Source organism: Bradyrhizobium sp. S3.3.6 (genome assembly GCF_040546905.1).
GTDB classification, from domain to species: domain Bacteria; phylum Pseudomonadota; class Alphaproteobacteria; order Rhizobiales; family Xanthobacteraceae; genus Bradyrhizobium; species Bradyrhizobium cytisi.
Genome location: NZ_JBEPOT010000001.1, coordinates 704,713 through 719,474, shown reverse-complemented (window position 1 = coordinate 719,474; position 14,762 = coordinate 704,713). Strand labels below are relative to the sequence as shown.

18 protein-coding genes are annotated in these 14,762 nt (G+C 66.3%); 14 read left to right on the top strand and 4 right to left on the bottom strand.

The window, feature by feature from the left end; translation table 11 throughout:
- Positions 1–4: 4 nt before the first annotated feature.
- A complete protein-coding gene (locus ABID59_RS03490) occupies positions 5–760 on the bottom strand; it encodes a 16S rRNA (uracil(1498)-N(3))-methyltransferase (protein ID WP_354082444.1) in 756 nt (251 codons plus the stop codon).
- A gap of 211 nt (positions 761–971) precedes the next feature.
- On the opposite strand from ABID59_RS03490, the gene ABID59_RS03485 reads away from it, so the two are divergent.
- Together ABID59_RS03485 and ubiA are read left to right on the top strand one after the other, a co-directional pair.
- Positions 972–1,631 (top strand): hypothetical protein, encoded by a 660-nt coding sequence (locus ABID59_RS03485; protein ID WP_354082443.1) that lies wholly within the window; start codon positions 972–974, stop codon positions 1,629–1,631.
- Positions 1,628–2,560, top strand: a complete 933-nt coding sequence (ubiA, locus tag ABID59_RS03480; protein WP_354082442.1) for a 4-hydroxybenzoate octaprenyltransferase — start codon at positions 1,628–1,630, stop codon at positions 2,558–2,560. The genes ABID59_RS03485 and ubiA overlap by 4 nt, the downstream gene beginning before the upstream one ends.
- Here ubiA and ABID59_RS03475 read toward each other — a convergent pair.
- Positions 2,557–3,075, bottom strand: a complete 519-nt coding sequence (locus ABID59_RS03475; RefSeq protein WP_354032950.1) for a DUF6101 family protein — start codon at positions 3,073–3,075, stop codon at positions 2,557–2,559. The two genes, ubiA and ABID59_RS03475, sit on opposite strands and share 4 nt — an antisense overlap.
- A 278-nt stretch (positions 3,076–3,353) precedes the next feature.
- Here ABID59_RS03475 and ABID59_RS03470 point away from each other — a divergent pair, with 278 nt between their 5' ends.
- The 7 genes from ABID59_RS03470 to ABID59_RS03440 all read left to right on the top strand — a co-directional run bounded on the left by ABID59_RS03470 (position 3,354) and on the right by ABID59_RS03440 (position 9,374).
- Positions 3,354–4,757, top strand: coding sequence for a TldD/PmbA family protein (locus tag ABID59_RS03470; RefSeq protein WP_354082441.1), 1,404 nt, complete (start codon positions 3,354–3,356; stop codon positions 4,755–4,757).
- The gene (locus ABID59_RS03465; RefSeq protein ID WP_354082440.1) at positions 4,744–5,556 is read left to right on the top strand and encodes an inositol monophosphatase family protein; all 813 of its coding nucleotides are present in this window, start codon (positions 4,744–4,746) and stop codon (positions 5,554–5,556) included. Before ABID59_RS03470 ends, ABID59_RS03465 begins: the two co-directional genes overlap by 14 nt.
- Positions 5,557–5,613: 57 nt before the next feature.
- On the top strand, positions 5,614–5,859 hold the full coding sequence (locus tag ABID59_RS03460; RefSeq protein WP_128953976.1) for a DUF4170 domain-containing protein: 246 nt from the start codon (positions 5,614–5,616) through the stop codon (positions 5,857–5,859).
- A complete protein-coding gene (locus ABID59_RS03455) occupies positions 5,856–6,569 on the top strand; it encodes a lysophospholipid acyltransferase family protein (RefSeq protein ID WP_148755094.1) in 714 nt (237 codons plus the stop codon). The genes ABID59_RS03460 and ABID59_RS03455 overlap by 4 nt, the downstream gene beginning before the upstream one ends.
- Positions 6,562–7,878 (top strand): 3-deoxy-D-manno-octulosonic acid transferase, encoded by a 1,317-nt coding sequence (locus ABID59_RS03450; protein WP_354082439.1) that lies wholly within the window; start codon positions 6,562–6,564, stop codon positions 7,876–7,878. Before ABID59_RS03455 ends, ABID59_RS03450 begins: the two co-directional genes overlap by 8 nt.
- Positions 7,871–8,887, top strand: coding sequence for a tetraacyldisaccharide 4'-kinase (gene lpxK / locus ABID59_RS03445; RefSeq protein WP_354082438.1), 1,017 nt, complete (start codon positions 7,871–7,873; stop codon positions 8,885–8,887). Before ABID59_RS03450 ends, lpxK begins: the two co-directional genes overlap by 8 nt.
- 178 nt (positions 8,888–9,065) lie before the next feature.
- A complete protein-coding gene (locus tag ABID59_RS03440; protein WP_354032954.1) occupies positions 9,066–9,374 on the top strand; it encodes a hypothetical protein in 309 nt (102 codons plus the stop codon).
- 16 nt (positions 9,375–9,390) lie between these two features.
- Here the strand turns inward: ABID59_RS03440 and ABID59_RS03435 are convergent, their stop codons facing one another.
- Complete coding sequence (locus tag ABID59_RS03435; RefSeq protein WP_148755098.1) at positions 9,391–9,618, bottom strand: DUF2093 domain-containing protein; 228 nt, start codon at positions 9,616–9,618, stop codon at positions 9,391–9,393.
- Positions 9,619–9,797: 179 nt separating this feature from the next.
- On the opposite strand from ABID59_RS03435, the gene ABID59_RS03430 reads away from it, so the two are divergent.
- Both ABID59_RS03430 and ABID59_RS03425 read left to right on the top strand, forming a co-directional pair.
- On the top strand, positions 9,798–10,628 hold the full coding sequence (locus tag ABID59_RS03430; protein ID WP_354082437.1) for a dienelactone hydrolase family protein: 831 nt from the start codon (positions 9,798–9,800) through the stop codon (positions 10,626–10,628).
- A 43-nt stretch (positions 10,629–10,671) separates the two neighbouring features.
- A complete protein-coding gene (locus tag ABID59_RS03425) occupies positions 10,672–10,821 on the top strand; it encodes a hypothetical protein (RefSeq protein ID WP_148755100.1) in 150 nt (49 codons plus the stop codon).
- A gap of 273 nt (positions 10,822–11,094) precedes the next feature.
- Here ABID59_RS03425 and xseA read toward each other — a convergent pair whose 3' ends face one another.
- Positions 11,095–12,732, bottom strand: coding sequence for an exodeoxyribonuclease VII large subunit (xseA, locus tag ABID59_RS03420; protein WP_354082436.1), 1,638 nt, complete (start codon positions 12,730–12,732; stop codon positions 11,095–11,097).
- Positions 12,733–12,851: 119 nt separating this feature from the next.
- Between xseA and ABID59_RS03415 the strand changes: the two genes are divergently transcribed.
- From ABID59_RS03415 to ABID59_RS03405, 3 genes are read left to right on the top strand one after another with little or no spacing between them, the layout of a single operon-like run.
- Complete coding sequence (locus ABID59_RS03415) at positions 12,852–13,862, top strand: alpha/beta hydrolase (protein ID WP_354082435.1); 1,011 nt, start codon at positions 12,852–12,854, stop codon at positions 13,860–13,862.
- Entirely contained in the window at positions 13,859–14,413 is a 555-nt protein-coding gene (locus ABID59_RS03410; protein ID WP_354082434.1) for a hypothetical protein, read from the top strand. The genes ABID59_RS03415 and ABID59_RS03410 overlap by 4 nt, the downstream gene beginning before the upstream one ends.
- Before the next feature lie 4 nt (positions 14,414–14,417).
- On the top strand, positions 14,418–14,720 hold the full coding sequence (locus ABID59_RS03405; RefSeq protein WP_200470141.1) for a winged helix-turn-helix domain-containing protein: 303 nt from the start codon (positions 14,418–14,420) through the stop codon (positions 14,718–14,720).
- Positions 14,721–14,762 lie beyond the last annotated feature (42 nt).

Here is a 14,762-nt window from a genome sequence, read left to right as displayed (position 1 = left end):
CGACCTACTCGCGCGTGCCGCCCCAATCGCCCAGCACCGCCTGCACCAGCGCCAGCGCCGCCACCGCGGCCGTGTCGGCCCGCAGGATCCGCGGGCCCAGCGCCAGTCGCAGGATCCTGGGCTGGCGCAGCAGCAGGGCCCGCTCTTCTTCGGCGAAGCCGCCCTCGGGGCCGATCAGGACGTCGATACCATGCCCGGATGCGCGCGCCTGTTGCAGGCTCTGGATCGGATTCTCGACCTCGGCCGCCTCGTCGCAGAACACCAGCAGGCGATCGGCGGGGCGCTGGCTGAGGTAGCGCTCAAGCGGCGCGGGCTCGGCCACGGTGGCGAGGCTCAGGATCCCGCATTGCTCGGCGGCCTCGATGACATTGGCGCGCATACGCTCGGTGTTGACGCGGGAGGCCTGGGTGAACCGGGTCTGGACCGGTTGCAGGATGGCGGCGCCCATCTCCACGGCCTTCTGGACCGTATAATCGAGCCGGGCATGCTTGAGCGGCGCAAACACGTAAGCGAGGTCGGGCAGCCGATCCTGGGGGCGGACTTGCTGGAGGATGACGAGGTTGTCGGGCCGCTTGCGGCCTTCGATCGCGGCCTGCCATTCGCCGTCGCGGCCGTTGAAGGCCAAAACCTCCGCCCCGGCGGCAAGTCGCAGCACATTGCCGAGATAGTTGCTCTGGTCCCGGTCGAGCGGAACCCTGGCGTCCAGGGCCAGGGAGGGCTCGACGAACAGGCGGGGGGCGCGAAAATCGTGGGAGGGCATCGATCAAAAGTCCGATTTGCCGCCGTTCTTAACCGAAACCAGCCGTTTCGGGGGTAAATATTGCCGAATTGGTGCGTCGGCGCGCCGCGCTCTTGCCCTATTCGACGGGTTGTTAAGCGCCGGCGGGAATCGTAAAATCGCGGGCGCGCTGGTTGCGCTTCAATTGGGAAGACGCCGAACCCCGTAAGCTCCTGCCGGAGAGACTATCTTGATGATCCGTCGATTGATGGTTCCGATCACTGCCGCCATGCTGACCATGGGTGCTGCTGGCGCCTACGCCCAGGGGTTCCCGGCGCCGCTGCCGGGCCGGTCCGCACCCGATCCCGCGTTTCCGCCAGTGAACGGTTCGGCGCCGGTCGCCTCCGTCGGCGGTGCACCGCAAGCCTCGTTCCCGACCAACGGCGCAGCTCCCATCGGCGGTGCCGGCGCCTTCAGCGCGGCGCCGCCGACGCAAGGCGGTTCCGGCGAGGACTGCATGAAGGCCTTCATGCCGCTCCGCGAGGAGGCCGAGAAGCGCGGCAAGCTGATCCAGGCCGCGAGCAGCCGTCATGCGCCGCCGGATGAGGCCTGCAAGCTGATCCGCAATTTCAGCCAGGCTGAGACCAAGATGATCAAATACATCGAGGTTCATGCCGCCAAATGCGGAATCCCGCCGAACGTCGGCGCCCAGATGAAGGACGGCCACAAGAACACTGAGGCCATGGCGACGAAGGTCTGCAACGTTGCGCAGCAGATGCAGCAGCAGCAGGCGCGTCCGACCGGCCCGTCGCTGAGCGAGGTGGTCGGTTCGGGATCGGCCCCGGAAGCCAATGCCGGCAAGAAGGGCGGCAGCACCTTCGACACACTCAACGGCAACGTCCTGACCCGATGAGCGACACATCCGCCCGCGTTGCCGATTCCACCGGCAACTGGGTCGATACGCTCGCGCCGCAATGGGCGCGGCCTTATTTGCGCTTGTCTCGCTTCGATCGTCCGATCGGCTCCTGGCTTCTGTTGATGCCGTGCTGGTGGTCGGCCGCGCTCGCCAGCGGCATGGCGCATGATGTCCATCGCCTGCCGCTTGTCATCGTGCTGTTCTTGATCGGCGCCTTCGTGATGCGCGGCGCCGGCTGCACCTGGAACGACATCACCGACCGCGACCTCGACGACAAGGTCGAGCGCACCCGCTCGCGGCCGCTGCCGTCGGGGCAGGTGACCACCAGGCAGGCGCTCGCCTTCATGGTCGCGCAGGCCCTGATCGGGCTCGTCGTGCTGCTGCAGTTCAACCGCTTCGCGGTTCTGACCGGCATCGCCTCGCTTCTGATCGTTGCGATCTATCCCTTCATGAAGCGCATCACCTGGTGGCCGCAGATCGTGCTCGGGCTCGCCTTCTCCTGGGGCGCCCTGATGGGATTCGCCGTCACCTTCGGGCGCATCGACGTCACCGCACTGGTGCTCTACGCCGGCGCGATTTCCTGGGTGATCGGCTATGACACCATCTATGCGCATCAGGACGCCGAGGACGACGCGCTGATCGGCATCAAGTCCACCGCGCGCCTGTTCGGCGCACATACGCACCAGGCGCTGATCCTGTTCTACGGGTTATCGGTGATGCTGATCGGGGTCGCGCTGGCGTCAGGGGATGCGCGCTGGCCGGCCTGGATCGGGCTTGCCGCCTTCGCCGTGCATCTGGGCTGGCAGATCGCGCGGCTCCGGATCGAGGATCCCGAGCTTTGCAGGCGGCTGTTCTATTCGAACAAATATGCGGGGGCGCTGCTGTTCGCGGGATTGCTGGCCGACGCGGTGATCCGCGCGGCTTAGTTCCTTGCAGTGATCTCGCGTTCTCCGCGATGAACCGGCAGCTCGCGCGCCATGGCGGTGCGGCGGCGCATCAGGAATTTCGGACGGCGGTCGCGGATCGCGTTGCGGCGGCGACGGCGCGGTGCGGGCTTGCGGGCACCTTCGTCGAGCTGCGGCAGCGCAAATATCTCGCTCCAGATCGCCCAGGCCTCAGCGAGATCGTCGCCATCGGCACTGACCAGCAGTGGAACGGAGAGCGAGGGATCGCGATGCACCAGGACGAGGGTCTGCGCCTCGTCATTGCCGCGCAGCGCGACGCCGGTGAAGTCGCTGACGCGGACGTTGATCGCCATCTGCATGCCGCGGACGGCACGGCGCAGCACGACACGCTCGCGATGAAGCTCGATTTGCCTGGTGTAGCCGTCGGCACGCGGATCATGCGCATCGAAGCGGACCGGAAGGGAAAGAGGGTCGAGCCGCAAGCTGCGGCTCGACCCGGCGGGGTTGGCCCCGCATGTTGCTGTTTGACGCCTCACGGCTTTAGTTCTCCCCGCCAGGATTATGTTCCCGGTCGATGCGAGGACCTTAGCGCGCTCGTTTCCGAAACCGCTTAAAAAGCCTGGTTAATCCGGCGTCACCGCCCGCCATGATTGACAAGACCTTGGCGCGCATGATTGACGAGACGTTGCGCAGAAGCCGCGAATCTGAGCCTTCTGCAGGCTGATAATGCTTGAAGTCCGCACCATTTGGGCACATCTGGTGTTCAGGGCCCCGATCGCCCCGAAACCTCCCGCGTCCCAACAGGATTTCGTTTGTGAACCCTTCACCAAGCTCGACGCTTTTGCCCCAGGAAACGTCCAAAGCCAATCGCGACCTGTTCGATCAGTCCGCGCTCTCGGATCTTGCTCAGCGTCTGGTCGAGGCGGCGAAGCGCGCCGGCGCGGATGCGGCCGACGCGGTCGCGGTGCGCGGCATCTCGCAGGGCGTCGAGGTGCGCGACGGCCGTGTCGAGGAGTCCGAGCGGTCTGAGGGCGACGATGTCGGCCTGCGCGTGCTGGTCGGCCGGCGCCAGGCCGTGGTGTCGACCAATGACGCCAGCGGCGATGCCGTGACCAAGCTTGCCGAGCGTGCGGTGGCGATGGCGCGTGTTGCGCCCGACGACAAATATGTCGGGCTCGCCGATCCCGCGCTGCTCGCGCGCGATTTCCCCGATCTCGATCTGCTCGATCCCGATGTTCCCGCGACGTCAGAGCTCGAGCGCCGCGCGCTCGAAGCCGAAGCCGCAGCACTTGCCGTCAAGGGCGTGTCGAAATCCGGCGGCGCCTCGGCCTCCGCCGGCATGGGCGGCATGGTGCTCGTCACCTCGACCGGCTTCCACGGCTCATATCTGCGCTCCAGCCAGGGCATCTCGGCGACCGCGATCGTCGGCGAAGGCACCGGCATGGAGCGGGACTACGACTTCACCTCGGCGCCGCACGGCGCCGATTTGCTGTCGCCGGAAATCGTCGGCCGCTCCGCCGGCGAGCGCACCGTGGCGCGCTACAATCCGCGCAAGGTCGAGACCTGCAAGGTGCCCGTCGTGTTCGATCCGCGCGTCGCGGGCTCGCTGGTCGGCCATGTCGTCGGCGCCATCAACGGCGCCTCGATCGCGCGCAAGACCAGCTTCCTGAAGGACAAGCTCGGTCAGCAGCTGTTTGCGAAAAACATCCGCATCATCGACGACCCCCTGCGCAAGCGCGGCCTGCGCTCGCAGACGTTTGACGCCGAGGGCGTCGCCGTGAAGCAGACCGCGCTGATCGACGAGGGCGTGCTGACGACCTGGCTGCTCGATTGCGCCACCGCGCGCGAGCTCGGCCTCACCACCACCGGCCACGCCCATCGCGGCGTGTCGTCCTCGCCGTCGCCCGGGCCGTACAATCTGCATCTCGAACCGGGCACGCCGACGCCGGCAGAGCTGATCTCGGACATCAAGCAGGGTTTTTACGTCACCGACCTGATCGGCTCCGGCGTCAACGGTGTCACCGGCGATTACAGCCGCGGCGCCTCCGGCTTCTGGATCGAGAATGGCGAGCTCACCTATCCCGTGAGCGAAGTGACGATCGCGGGCCATCTGTTCGAGATCTTCAAGTCGATGCAGCCGGCCAACGATCTCGAGTTCCGCTACGGCATCAATGCGCCGACGGTGCGCATCGAAGGACTGACGCTTGGCGGACGCTGACAGTCTCGACGCAAACGTTCTGACGCGCGACGCGGCGCTGCTGCAGGACACGGTGCGGGAGGCAGGTCACCTCGCGCAGTCGATGTTCCGCACCGAGCTGAAGAAGTGGATCAAGGGCGCGTCCTCGCCGGTCTCGGAAGCCGACATCGCCGTCAACGACCTGCTCGAAGCGCGGCTGCGCGGCGCCACGCCGGACTATGGCTGGCTGTCGGAGGAGAGCGGCGACGATTCCACGCGGCTGTCACGGCGGCTGACCTGGGTGGTCGATCCCATCGACGGCACCCGCAACTATCTCAACGGCCATGACGATTGGTGCGTCAGCGTCGCGCTGGTCGAGGATGCCTCGCCGGTGCTGGCTGCGGTGTTCGCGCCTGTTAGCAACGAGTTCTTTTTCGCCGTCCGCGGCCAGGGCACGATCCTCAACGGCAAGCCGGTCCGGGCGACGGGGGGGACCGCGCTCGACTTCGCTCGGGTCGCCGGCCCGAAGCCGATGGTCGAGCGACTCAATACAAGCGGTGGCGACATCAAGCTGCATCCGCGAATCGGGTCGCTGGCGCTCCGGCTCTGCCGGGTCGCCAATGGCGGGCTGGATGCGGCTTTTGCGGGGGGCAACAGCCATGATTGGGACCTTGCGGCGGCCGATTTGATCGTGCAGGAAGCGGATGGTAGGATGAGCGACCTCTCCGGAGATCCCATCCTCTATAATCGTCGGGAAGTGACGCACGGGGTGCTGGTGGCAGCGGGACGCGATCGTCATGCGAGCATTGTCGCGCATTTTCGAAATCGCCCCTTGCCCTGAGCGCGTCCGTTATGCTTTTCGAACACTGCTTTGCCGGGCAGCCCGTTAGGAGAACCCATGTCTGATAGTGCCCCGCAACAACTGCTCCATCTCGTCATCGGTGGTGAGCTGCTCGACCTTGAGCACAACACCTTCAAGAATCTCGACGACGTCGAGATCGTCGGCCTCTATCCGAACTATGCGTCCGCCCACGCCGCCTGGCGCGCCAAGGCGCAGAGCACGGTCGACAACGCGCAGATGCGCTATTTCATCGTCCATCTCCACCGGCTGCTCGACCCGAATCAAGAAACGAAGGCGCGTTGAAAAAACTGCTTCGCAATACGCTACGAAGCAGCTGGTTTCAGCGTGCCGTCGGGGTCCTGGCGGCCGAATATCTGCGTCTGGTCTGGCGGACCAACAGGTTCACGTTCGATCCGCCCGACGTCTATGACATCGTCGAGCCGCAGATCCCGGCGATCTTCGCATTCTGGCACGGCCAGCATTTCCTCACCCCGTTCATCAAGAACAAGGATTCCTACCGGGCCAAGGTGCTGATCTCCCGGCATCGCGACGGCGAGTTCAACGCGATCGCCGTCGAGCGGCTCGGCATCGGCCTGATCCGGGGTTCCGGGGACCACGGCGGCGCTTTCCACCGCAAAGGCGGCGTCGGCGCCTTCAGGGAAATGGTGTACACGCTCCAGGACGGTTGTAATGTCGCGCTGACCGCCGATGTCCCCAAGCGTTCGCGCGTGGCCGGCCTCGGCATCATCATGCTGGCACGGGAATCGGGGCGGCCGATCATGCCTTTCGCAATGGCGACCAGCCGCTTCATCCGGCTCAAGAACTGGGACCGCACCACCATCAACCTGCCGTTCGGGCGGGGCGCTCTGGTCGGCATCAAGGAGATCCACGTGCCGCCGGATGCCGATGCCGCCACCATGGAAGCGCTGCGGCAGGAGCTGGAAGACACGCTGAACGAAGCGACCCGCCGCGCCTATGCGCAGCTTGGTCGTCCGGGACCTGCAGATGGCTAATTCGCTGCCTCATGGGCTGCCGATGACGCTGCGGATGTATCAGCGCCTGGCAACTAGCCTGGTGCCGCTCGCGCCAGCGCTGATCAAGCGGCGGCTGAAGCAGGGCAAGGAAGATCCCGCGCGCGTCGGCGAGCGGCGGGGGCTCAGCCGGGACGTGCGTCCGCATGGCCCGCTGGTCTGGATTCACGGTGCCAGCGTCGGCGAGGTTTTGGCCGCGGCCGCGCTGATCGAGCGCTTGCGCGACCTCAATTTGCGCATCCTGCTCACCTCGGGCACGGTCACCTCGGCCGCCGTGGTGGCAAAGCGTTTTCCGCCCGACGTCATCCATCAATACGTGCCGTATGATTCCCCGCGCTACGTCGCGCGCTTCCTCGACCATTGGAAGCCCTCGCTGGCGCTGTTCATCGAATCCGACCTGTGGCCAAACCTGATTTTGGCAGGCGCTGCGCGCCGGGTGCCGATGGTGCTGATCAACGGGCGGATGTCGCAGCGCTCCTTCCCGCGCTGGCGCCGGATGCACGGCACCATCTCGGCGCTGCTGTCGCGGTTCGACATTTGTCTCGCACAATCCAACACCGATGCCGAACGTTTCTCCACGCTCGGCAGCCGCGACGTCGTCACCACGGGCAATCTCAAGCTCGACGTTCCGGCGCCGCCGGCCGATCCCGCAAGGCTCGAACGGCTGATGACGATGACGCGCGGGCGTCCGATCATCGTCGCAGCCTCGACCCATCCGGGCGAGGACGAGATGCTGGTCGCCGCGCATCGCAACCTCGTCGGTTTCTTTCCGCAGCTTCTGACCGTGATTGTGCCGCGGCATCCCGATCGCGGCTCGTCGATATCGGATCTGATCACGGCGTCGGGCCTGAAGCCGGCCCTGCGCTCGCGCGAGGAGCTGCCGACGGCCGCGACCGACATCTATGTCGCCGACACCATGGGCGAGCTCGGCCTATTCTACCGTCTCTCGCCGATCGTCTTCATGGGCGGATCGCTGATCCGCCATGGCGGCCAGAATCCGATCGAGGCGATCAAGCTCGGTGCGGCCATCGTCCATGGTCCGCACGTCTTCAACTTCGCCGACGTCTATGAGGCACTCGACGGCCGCGGCGGTGCACGCCAGGCCGACACGCAGGAGGCGCTGGTCAAGCAACTTGGCCAGCTGCTGGCCGATCCGGCCATACGCGACAAGATGCAGCGGGCAAGTCACGGCGTGGTCGAGCAGCTCGGCGGCGCGCTCGATCGCACCATGACGGCGCTCGAGCCGTATTTGATGCAGTTGCGGATCGAGATGGGAGCCGCCAATGCGTGAGCCGGCCTTCTGGTACCGGCCGCGTTCCCCGAACTCATATCTCCTCAGCCCGTTGGGCGCGCTCTATGGCGCCATCGCTGCGCGCCGCATGGCGCGCAATGGATTTGATGCCGGCATCCCCGTGATCTGCGTCGGCAATTACCATGTCGGCGGCGCCGGCAAGACGCCGACCGTGCTGGCGCTGGCCAAGCTGCTGCGCGAGCTCGGCGAGACGCCGGTGGTGCTCAGCCGTGGCTATGGCGGACGCTTGCACGGCCCGGTGATGGTCGATCGCGAACGTCATACCGCCGCCGATATCGGCGACGAGCCGCTGATGATGGTGCGCGACGTCCCCGTCGCCGTCGCACGCGACCGCCTCGACGGCGTCGCGCTGGCCAAATCGCAAGGCGCCACCGTGATCCTGATGGACGACGGCTTCCAGAACCCGCTTCTGTTGAAGGACGCTTCGCTGATCGTGATCGACAGCGCGCGCGGCCTCGGCAACGGCAAGGTGTTTCCTGCAGGTCCGCTGCGCGCCCCGCTGCAGGCGCAGCTTGCGCGCACCGACGCGCTGGTGCTGATCGGCGACGGCCATGCTGCGGACGATGTCGCGGCGAAGATCTCCGCGCGCGACAAGCCGGTGCTACGCGCGCGCCTGAAGCCGGACGCGGCTGCCGTCGCGCAACTGTTCGGCAAGCGGGTTTTGGCTTTCGCCGGCATTGGCGATCCCGAGCGTTTCTTCCGCAGCTTGGCAGCCTGCGGCATCGAGGTCGCACGCGCGCGTCCCTTCGCCGATCACCACATGTTTTCGCGAGGCGAGCTTGCCGCGCTGGCAGCCGAGGCCCGGCGCGAGCAGCTCATCCTGGTGACGACGGAAAAGGATCTCGCGCGCCTCCGCGGCCGCGACGGCGTGCCCGACAGTGTCGTGCCGTTCGCCGTCCAGCTCGAGTTCGGCGATCCGGCCAAGCTCAAGCAATTGATCAGCGACCATCTCTACAAGGCCCGCGAGCGGCGCTTTTCAAGCCGCTGAAATTTCCGCGAACGATCGTCTCGTAGGGGTGGGCAAAGCGAAGCGTGCCCACCATCTATGTTCGCGTCCGGAGTGAGGTGGTGGGCACGCTGCGCTTTGCCCACCCTACAGCAGTCCGCCATTCAGCCAACGTTCATCGCAAAACCTATATCGATCCCACGCGATCTCGGAGAATGCGATGAAACTGCTTCTCGCGGCCCTTGCCGCCGGCCTTGTGTGTCTGATCGTTGCGCCCATGTTTGCACAGACGACGCCGGCCCCCGCGGCTTCAGGCGCCACGGTGCCGGTTCCCGCGACCAAGCGCGTGACCTGTCTCGCAACGACGCAGAACCTCAAGGGGCAGGACAAGCGCGACCAGATGCAGCTCTGCATGGCGCAGGCGCGGCTCGATTGCCTGAAACAGGCGATCGATCAGAAGGTGGTCGGCGAGGCGCGCAAGAGTGCGATCAAGACCTGCGTGGGCACGGATGGTCCCGAGCAGGAATAGCCGCGCGGGTGAGGCCTCACGCCTGCGGCTTCGGTGCGCTCGGAAAATGCCGCTGCAGCACGGCGGTGGGCGTGGCGTAGGCTTCCTGCAGGTCCACGCTCCAGTACTTCAATTCGTCGAGCGGGATCCGCGTGTCGGTGATGGCGCAGCGCACGAATGTCCCCGGCGAGATCACGCGGAAATCGCCGTCGAGATATTGTACCTGCGCTTCGCCATGGCCCGAGGGGCCGAACTTGTTCAGCACGGTCGAAAGTCTCCGTGGATGGGCCCTGTTCGGAAAACCTTGCAGGGCACGATGTGTTGGACTGGATGTAGCATAAATAGGGTGGCTTGTCCGCCCGTTAAACCCACCGGTTTGTGATGTTTTGCCGCCGTTACCGCATGATAGTGCTTGAGGCCGTGCGCCACCTCCAACAGAGTCCGATGCGCCTTCCGCTGACCGCCCTGTTCCTGACGGTTCTGATATCGGCCGCGCATGCTGCGCCGGCGCCTGCACCTGCGCAGATCGAGATTCCGCTGTCGTCAGGCGTCCTGCATGCGCAACTGTTCAAGCCCGAGGGCGAGGGGCCGTTTCCGACCGTGATCGCGCTGCATGGCTGCGGCGGCCTCGGCAGCCATTCCGATTCCGTGCAGCCGCGCTATCGCGATTGGGCCGAGCGCCTGCTTAGGGCGGGCAATGCGGTGCTGCTGCCGGACAGCTACGGCTCGCGCGAGCTCGGGCCGCAATGCCGCGTCAAGGAGACGCACGTCAAGGCGCGGCGCGAGCGCGTCACCGACATCGCGGCATCGCGGGCGTGGCTGATGAAGCAGAGCTGGGTGGCGCGTAACCGTGTCAGCCTGATGGGCTGGGCCAACGGCGCCAGCGCGCTGCTCTGGGCGGTGCGTCCGCAGAGCGTGGCGCGTGATGCGGGACCGGATTTTCGCGCCGCGATCGCGTTCTACCCGGATTGCCGGATCTCCGCCGGTCTCGGCTGGAGCACGCGGGTGCCGACGCTGGTGCTGATCGGCGCCAATGACGACGTCTCGTCGCCGCCGGCCTGCCGCCAGATGGTGGATGGCGCGCACGGCCGCAGCGCGCTCGCGCGCATTGTGGTCTATCCCGGCGCCTATCACGATTTCGACCGCGCCAACACGCCGCTGCACGCGGCCGCCAGCAGCACCGACGCCGCCGCACCCGAGCATGGCCATCTCGGCACCGATTCCGAGGCGCGCGCGGACTCGCAGAAGGAAGTCGCGGAGTGGCTGGCGCGATAGTGGTGCCATAGTTCGACCATGATGTCGGCTAAACGCATCTCTCATGCGCAATCGCTTCGCTCTCTTCTCCTCCGCACTGGTGATCTTCACCGTCGTTATCTTCCTGTTCGAAGCCCACGCCGGCTCGACCCAGCTCGCCCCGGAACATTGCGGCTTCTGGACCACGATCGACGCGGGCTTGTCCTGCCGGTAGGAGCGGGGGGAACTACGCGCTGCCTCCACATCGTCATTGCGAGCGCAGCGAAGCAATCCAGAATCTTTCCGCGGAGGGACTCTGGATTGCTTCGCTGCGCTCGCAATGACGAGGTTGGGGCTGCACGCGCGCCACATCCTCGCTGTCATCGTCCGGCTTGACCGGACGATCCAGTATTCCGAGACGTCTGTGATTCACCGAGAAGCCGCGGCGTACTGGATTCCCCGCCTTCGCGGGGAATGACAGCGAGGGGGAGGCGCCGTCATCGCACTTCTAAAACAAGCTGCCTTGATCCACCGGCTTGCCCACGCGCTTCGGCGCGGGCTTTGTCTCCTGCGCCGCGGGCTTCGGCTGTGCTGGTGCGCGCTTGGCCACGGGCGCCGGGACATCGGCATCCGCCGTCGCGTTCACGCGTCCATCCGCAAACTCGATCGCGAGCCGCGCATTCGGTCCGACGCTATCAGCCGAATGCAGCGGATGCCCTTCCTCGTCGCGCACCAGCGCAAAGCCGCGGGCGAGCACGCCGCGATAGGACAGTGCGGAGAGCAGCTTGCCGCTGTTCTCGACGCGGGCGTCCAACCGCTGCAGCAAGGTGACAAGCGCGCGATTGGCGCGCTCGGCCAAACGATGCGTGCGCTCGCGCTGGCGGACAATGGCGTTGCGCTGGGCCTGCGCGTTGGAGAGCTTCGAGGCGCGCAGGCGCACTTCAAGCCCGGCGAAGCGGTCGCGCCGTTGCCGCAGCAGCGAGCGCGCCGACAGGCCGAGCCGTTCGCCGCACACGGTGAGGCGATGCCCGGCCTGCGCGATCTGGCCGTGCAGCACCCGCAGCGTCAGTTTTGAGCTCGCCGCGGTAAACCTGCGGAAATGCGCGTGCGTGTTGGCCTTGAGCCCGCGGGGCAGGGAGGCGCCCGCTGAATCCAGCCGCTGCCGCGGGATCGCGAGCAGATCGGACGCGGCGGGAAGCGCGCGTGCGGCGGCGCGCAATTCGCTGCGGCGGCTCTCATGGGCACGCTGCCAATAGGCGCGGGTGCGCCGCGCGAGATCGGCGACCTCGACGAACAATTCGCTGCGCACCGGCACGGCCATTTCGGCGGCTGCCGTCGGCGTCGGCGCGCGCTTGTCGGCGACGAAATCGATCAGCGTGATGTCGGTCTCGTGGCCGACCGCGGAGATCAGCGGGATCATGCTCTCGGCTGCTGCGCGGACCACGATCTCCTCGTTGAACGACCAGAGATCCTCCAGCGAGCCGCCGCCGCGCGCGACGATCAGCACGTCGGGCCGCGGAATCTTGCCGCCCGGGGCAATCGCATTGAAGCCGCGGATCGCGGCCGCGACCTGCTCGGCCGAACCGTCGCCCTGAACTTTCACCGGCCACACCAGCACGTGACGCGGGAAGCGGTCCTCGAGCCGGTGCAGGATGTCGCGGATCACGGCGCCGGTCGGCGAGGTCACGACGCCGATCACCTCCGGCAGCCAGGGTAAGAGCTGCTTGCGCGCCTCGTCGAACAGGCCTTCGGCGGCGAGCTTCTTCTTGCGCTCCTCCATCAGCGCCATCAGCGCGCCGATGCCGGCCGGCTCCAGCGCCTCGATGACGATCTGATACTTCGAGGAGCCCGGATAGGTCGTGAGCTTGCCGGTGGCGATGACCTCGAGCCCTTCCTGGGGCTTGAAGCGCATCCGGCCGTGCACGCCCTTCCAGATCACCGCCTCGATCTTGGCGCTCTCGTCCTTGAGCGCGAAATAGCAATGGCCCGAGGAATGGGCGCCGCGGAAACCGGAGATTTCGCCGCGGACCCGGACATGGCCATAGGTGTCCTCCACCGTCCGCTTCAGGGACTGCGAGAGCTCGGAGACGGTGAATTCGGGCGTATTGGGCAGAGGTTCCGCAGGCATCGGCAAACGATTCGGCATGTTGGGATCTAGCCCGACGTTAAGGATTTTCGCTGCGCGGCGCCAATCCGGCTGTTGATGTGGAGAGTACTCTGTAATATAGAGTTCTCTATTGTTGGTCTGGCGAGGGAGTTTGGTTCATGGCGATGCGGTTGCTGCGAGGTGCTCTGGGCTTGCTGAAATGGGGTCTGTGCGCGGTCGGTGCAGTGGCGCTGATCTTCATCGCCTTGATCGCCACTCCGTTGCAGCGGCCCGCCGAGATGCGCTCCGTCTCGGATTCCGCCAAGGGCATCGACTGGGCCACGTTGCCGCCGCTCGAACGCTTCCAGGCCCGCGACGGCACCTGGCTCGGCTTCCGGCACTACGCGCCGAAGGGGACAGCCACTGATCGCGGCGCGATCTTCATCCATGGCTCGTCCGGCTCCTCCGGCACGGTCAACCACGCCCTGACGGCGGCGATGGCCGCCCACGGCGTCGAGACCTGGGCGCTCGACACGCGTGGCCACGGTGGTTCGGGCACGCATGGCGATATCGGTTATGTCGGCCAGCTCGAGGACGACCTGGTCGACTTCGTCGCCCATGTCCGCAAGAGCGCGCCGGATCTGCCGCTCAGCCTGGTCGGCCATTCCGCCGGCGGCGGCTTCTCGCTGCGCGTCGCCGCAACGCCGATCGTGCAGGACCTGTTCGTGCGCACCGTGCTGGTCGCGCCCTATCTCGGCTATGACGCGCCGACCAACAAGCCGCACTCCGGCGGCTGGGCCAATGCCGACCTGCCGCGCTATTTCGCTCTGGCCGCGCTGCGCAGGCTCGGCATCGATTGCTGCTCGCAGCTCCCGGTGCTCGCCTTCGCCGTGCCCGCGAATTCGGAACGGATTCTGACGGCGACCTATTCCGACCGCCTGATGCGCAACTTTGCGACGCGTGGCTATCGCCTCGATCTGCCTGGGGTGACGCATCCGATGACGGTCTTCGGCGGCGCCGAGGACGAGATGATGATCTCGGACAAATATGCCGAGACCGTGCAGGCGATCAAGCCGTCCGTCGACGTCAAGGTGATCGAGGGCGTCAACCACATGGGCATGGTCACCAATCCGAAGGCGGTCAATGCGATCGCCGAGGACGTGGCAACGCGCGGGAGCGGGCAGTCATGATCGACAGCAAGCAGGCCTCCGAAGCGCTCGCCGACATCGACGACATCGTCCAGCGCGTACGGCAGTCGCGCATCTACGATCTCGCCAGCCAGATGATGATCATGTGGGGCGTGCTGGTGTTCGTCGCCAACATCGCGACCTGGCTCTGGCCTCGTGAAGCCTATTACTATTGGCTCGCGGTCTATGCCCTCGGCATCGCCGGCTCGTTCGCGATCAGCTCGGCGAACCAGACCGCGACGGGCGTTCGCAGCTTCGACCTGCGGATGCTGTTCGCCTTCCTGATGTTCGTCGCCTTCGGCTTCCTCTGCGCGCACGTCCTCGGCCATTTCACGCCGCGCCAGCAGGGCACGTTCTGGACGATCTACTTTATGCTGTTCTATGCGCTGGCGGGGCTGTGGTTCGGCTATGCCTTCGTCGTGATCGCGCTCGCGATCACTGCGCTGACGCTGGTCGGCTATTTCCTCGTCACCGGCGACGCCTTCCTGCCGTGGATGGCCGTCGTCAACGGCGCCGGCCTGATCGTCGGCGGCCTCTGGATGCGACGGAGCTAGCGCCATGGCCGAGCTCGACGACATCATCCACCAGCCGCTGCGGCTCAAGATCATGGCCGCGCTGAATTCGCTGCCGGCCACGGCGGCGGGTCTCGAATTTTCCCGGCTCAAGAAGCTCACCGGCGCCACCGACGGCAATCTCGGGGCGCATATCGAGACGCTGGCCAAGGCCGGTTACGTCTCGGTGGAGAAGGCCTTCGTCGGCAAGAAGCCGCAGACCACGGTGACCGCGACCGCTGCCGGCCGTGGCGCGTTTGCGCGGCATGTTGCGACGTTGCAGGAGATCATTGCGGGGAAGCAGGTTTGACGCGGTCGCGGGCGCGATGCGTATGGCCGTGCCCTCGCCCCT

Bases quoted from the DNA above. Each gene is read 5' to 3' on its own strand.
- ABID59_RS03415 (WP_354082435.1), top strand. From the start codon at position 12,852: ATGGCGATGCGGTTGCTGCGAGGTGCTCTGGGCTTGCTGAAATGGGGT.
- lpxK (WP_354082438.1), top strand. From the start codon at position 7,871: ATGCGTGAGCCGGCCTTCTGGTACCGGCCGCGTTCCCCGAACTCATAT.
- ABID59_RS03490 (WP_354082444.1), bottom strand. From the start codon at position 760: ATGCCCTCCCACGATTTTCGCGCCCCCCGCCTGTTCGTCGAGCCCTCC.
- ABID59_RS03425 (WP_148755100.1), top strand. From the start codon at position 10,672: ATGCGCAATCGCTTCGCTCTCTTCTCCTCCGCACTGGTGATCTTCACC.
- ABID59_RS03405 (WP_200470141.1), top strand. From the start codon at position 14,418: ATGGCCGAGCTCGACGACATCATCCACCAGCCGCTGCGGCTCAAGATC.
- ABID59_RS03460 (WP_128953976.1), top strand. From the start codon at position 5,614: ATGTCTGATAGTGCCCCGCAACAACTGCTCCATCTCGTCATCGGTGGT.
- ABID59_RS03410 (WP_354082434.1), top strand. From the start codon at position 13,859: ATGATCGACAGCAAGCAGGCCTCCGAAGCGCTCGCCGACATCGACGAC.
- ABID59_RS03485 (WP_354082443.1), top strand. From the start codon at position 972: ATGATCCGTCGATTGATGGTTCCGATCACTGCCGCCATGCTGACCATG.
- ABID59_RS03450 (WP_354082439.1), top strand. From the start codon at position 6,562: ATGGCTAATTCGCTGCCTCATGGGCTGCCGATGACGCTGCGGATGTAT.
- ubiA (WP_354082442.1), top strand. From the start codon at position 1,628: ATGAGCGACACATCCGCCCGCGTTGCCGATTCCACCGGCAACTGGGTC.
- ABID59_RS03440 (WP_354032954.1), top strand. From the start codon at position 9,066: ATGAAACTGCTTCTCGCGGCCCTTGCCGCCGGCCTTGTGTGTCTGATC.
- ABID59_RS03430 (WP_354082437.1), top strand. From the start codon at position 9,798: ATGCGCCTTCCGCTGACCGCCCTGTTCCTGACGGTTCTGATATCGGCC.
- xseA (WP_354082436.1), bottom strand. From the start codon at position 12,732: ATGCCGAATCGTTTGCCGATGCCTGCGGAACCTCTGCCCAATACGCCC.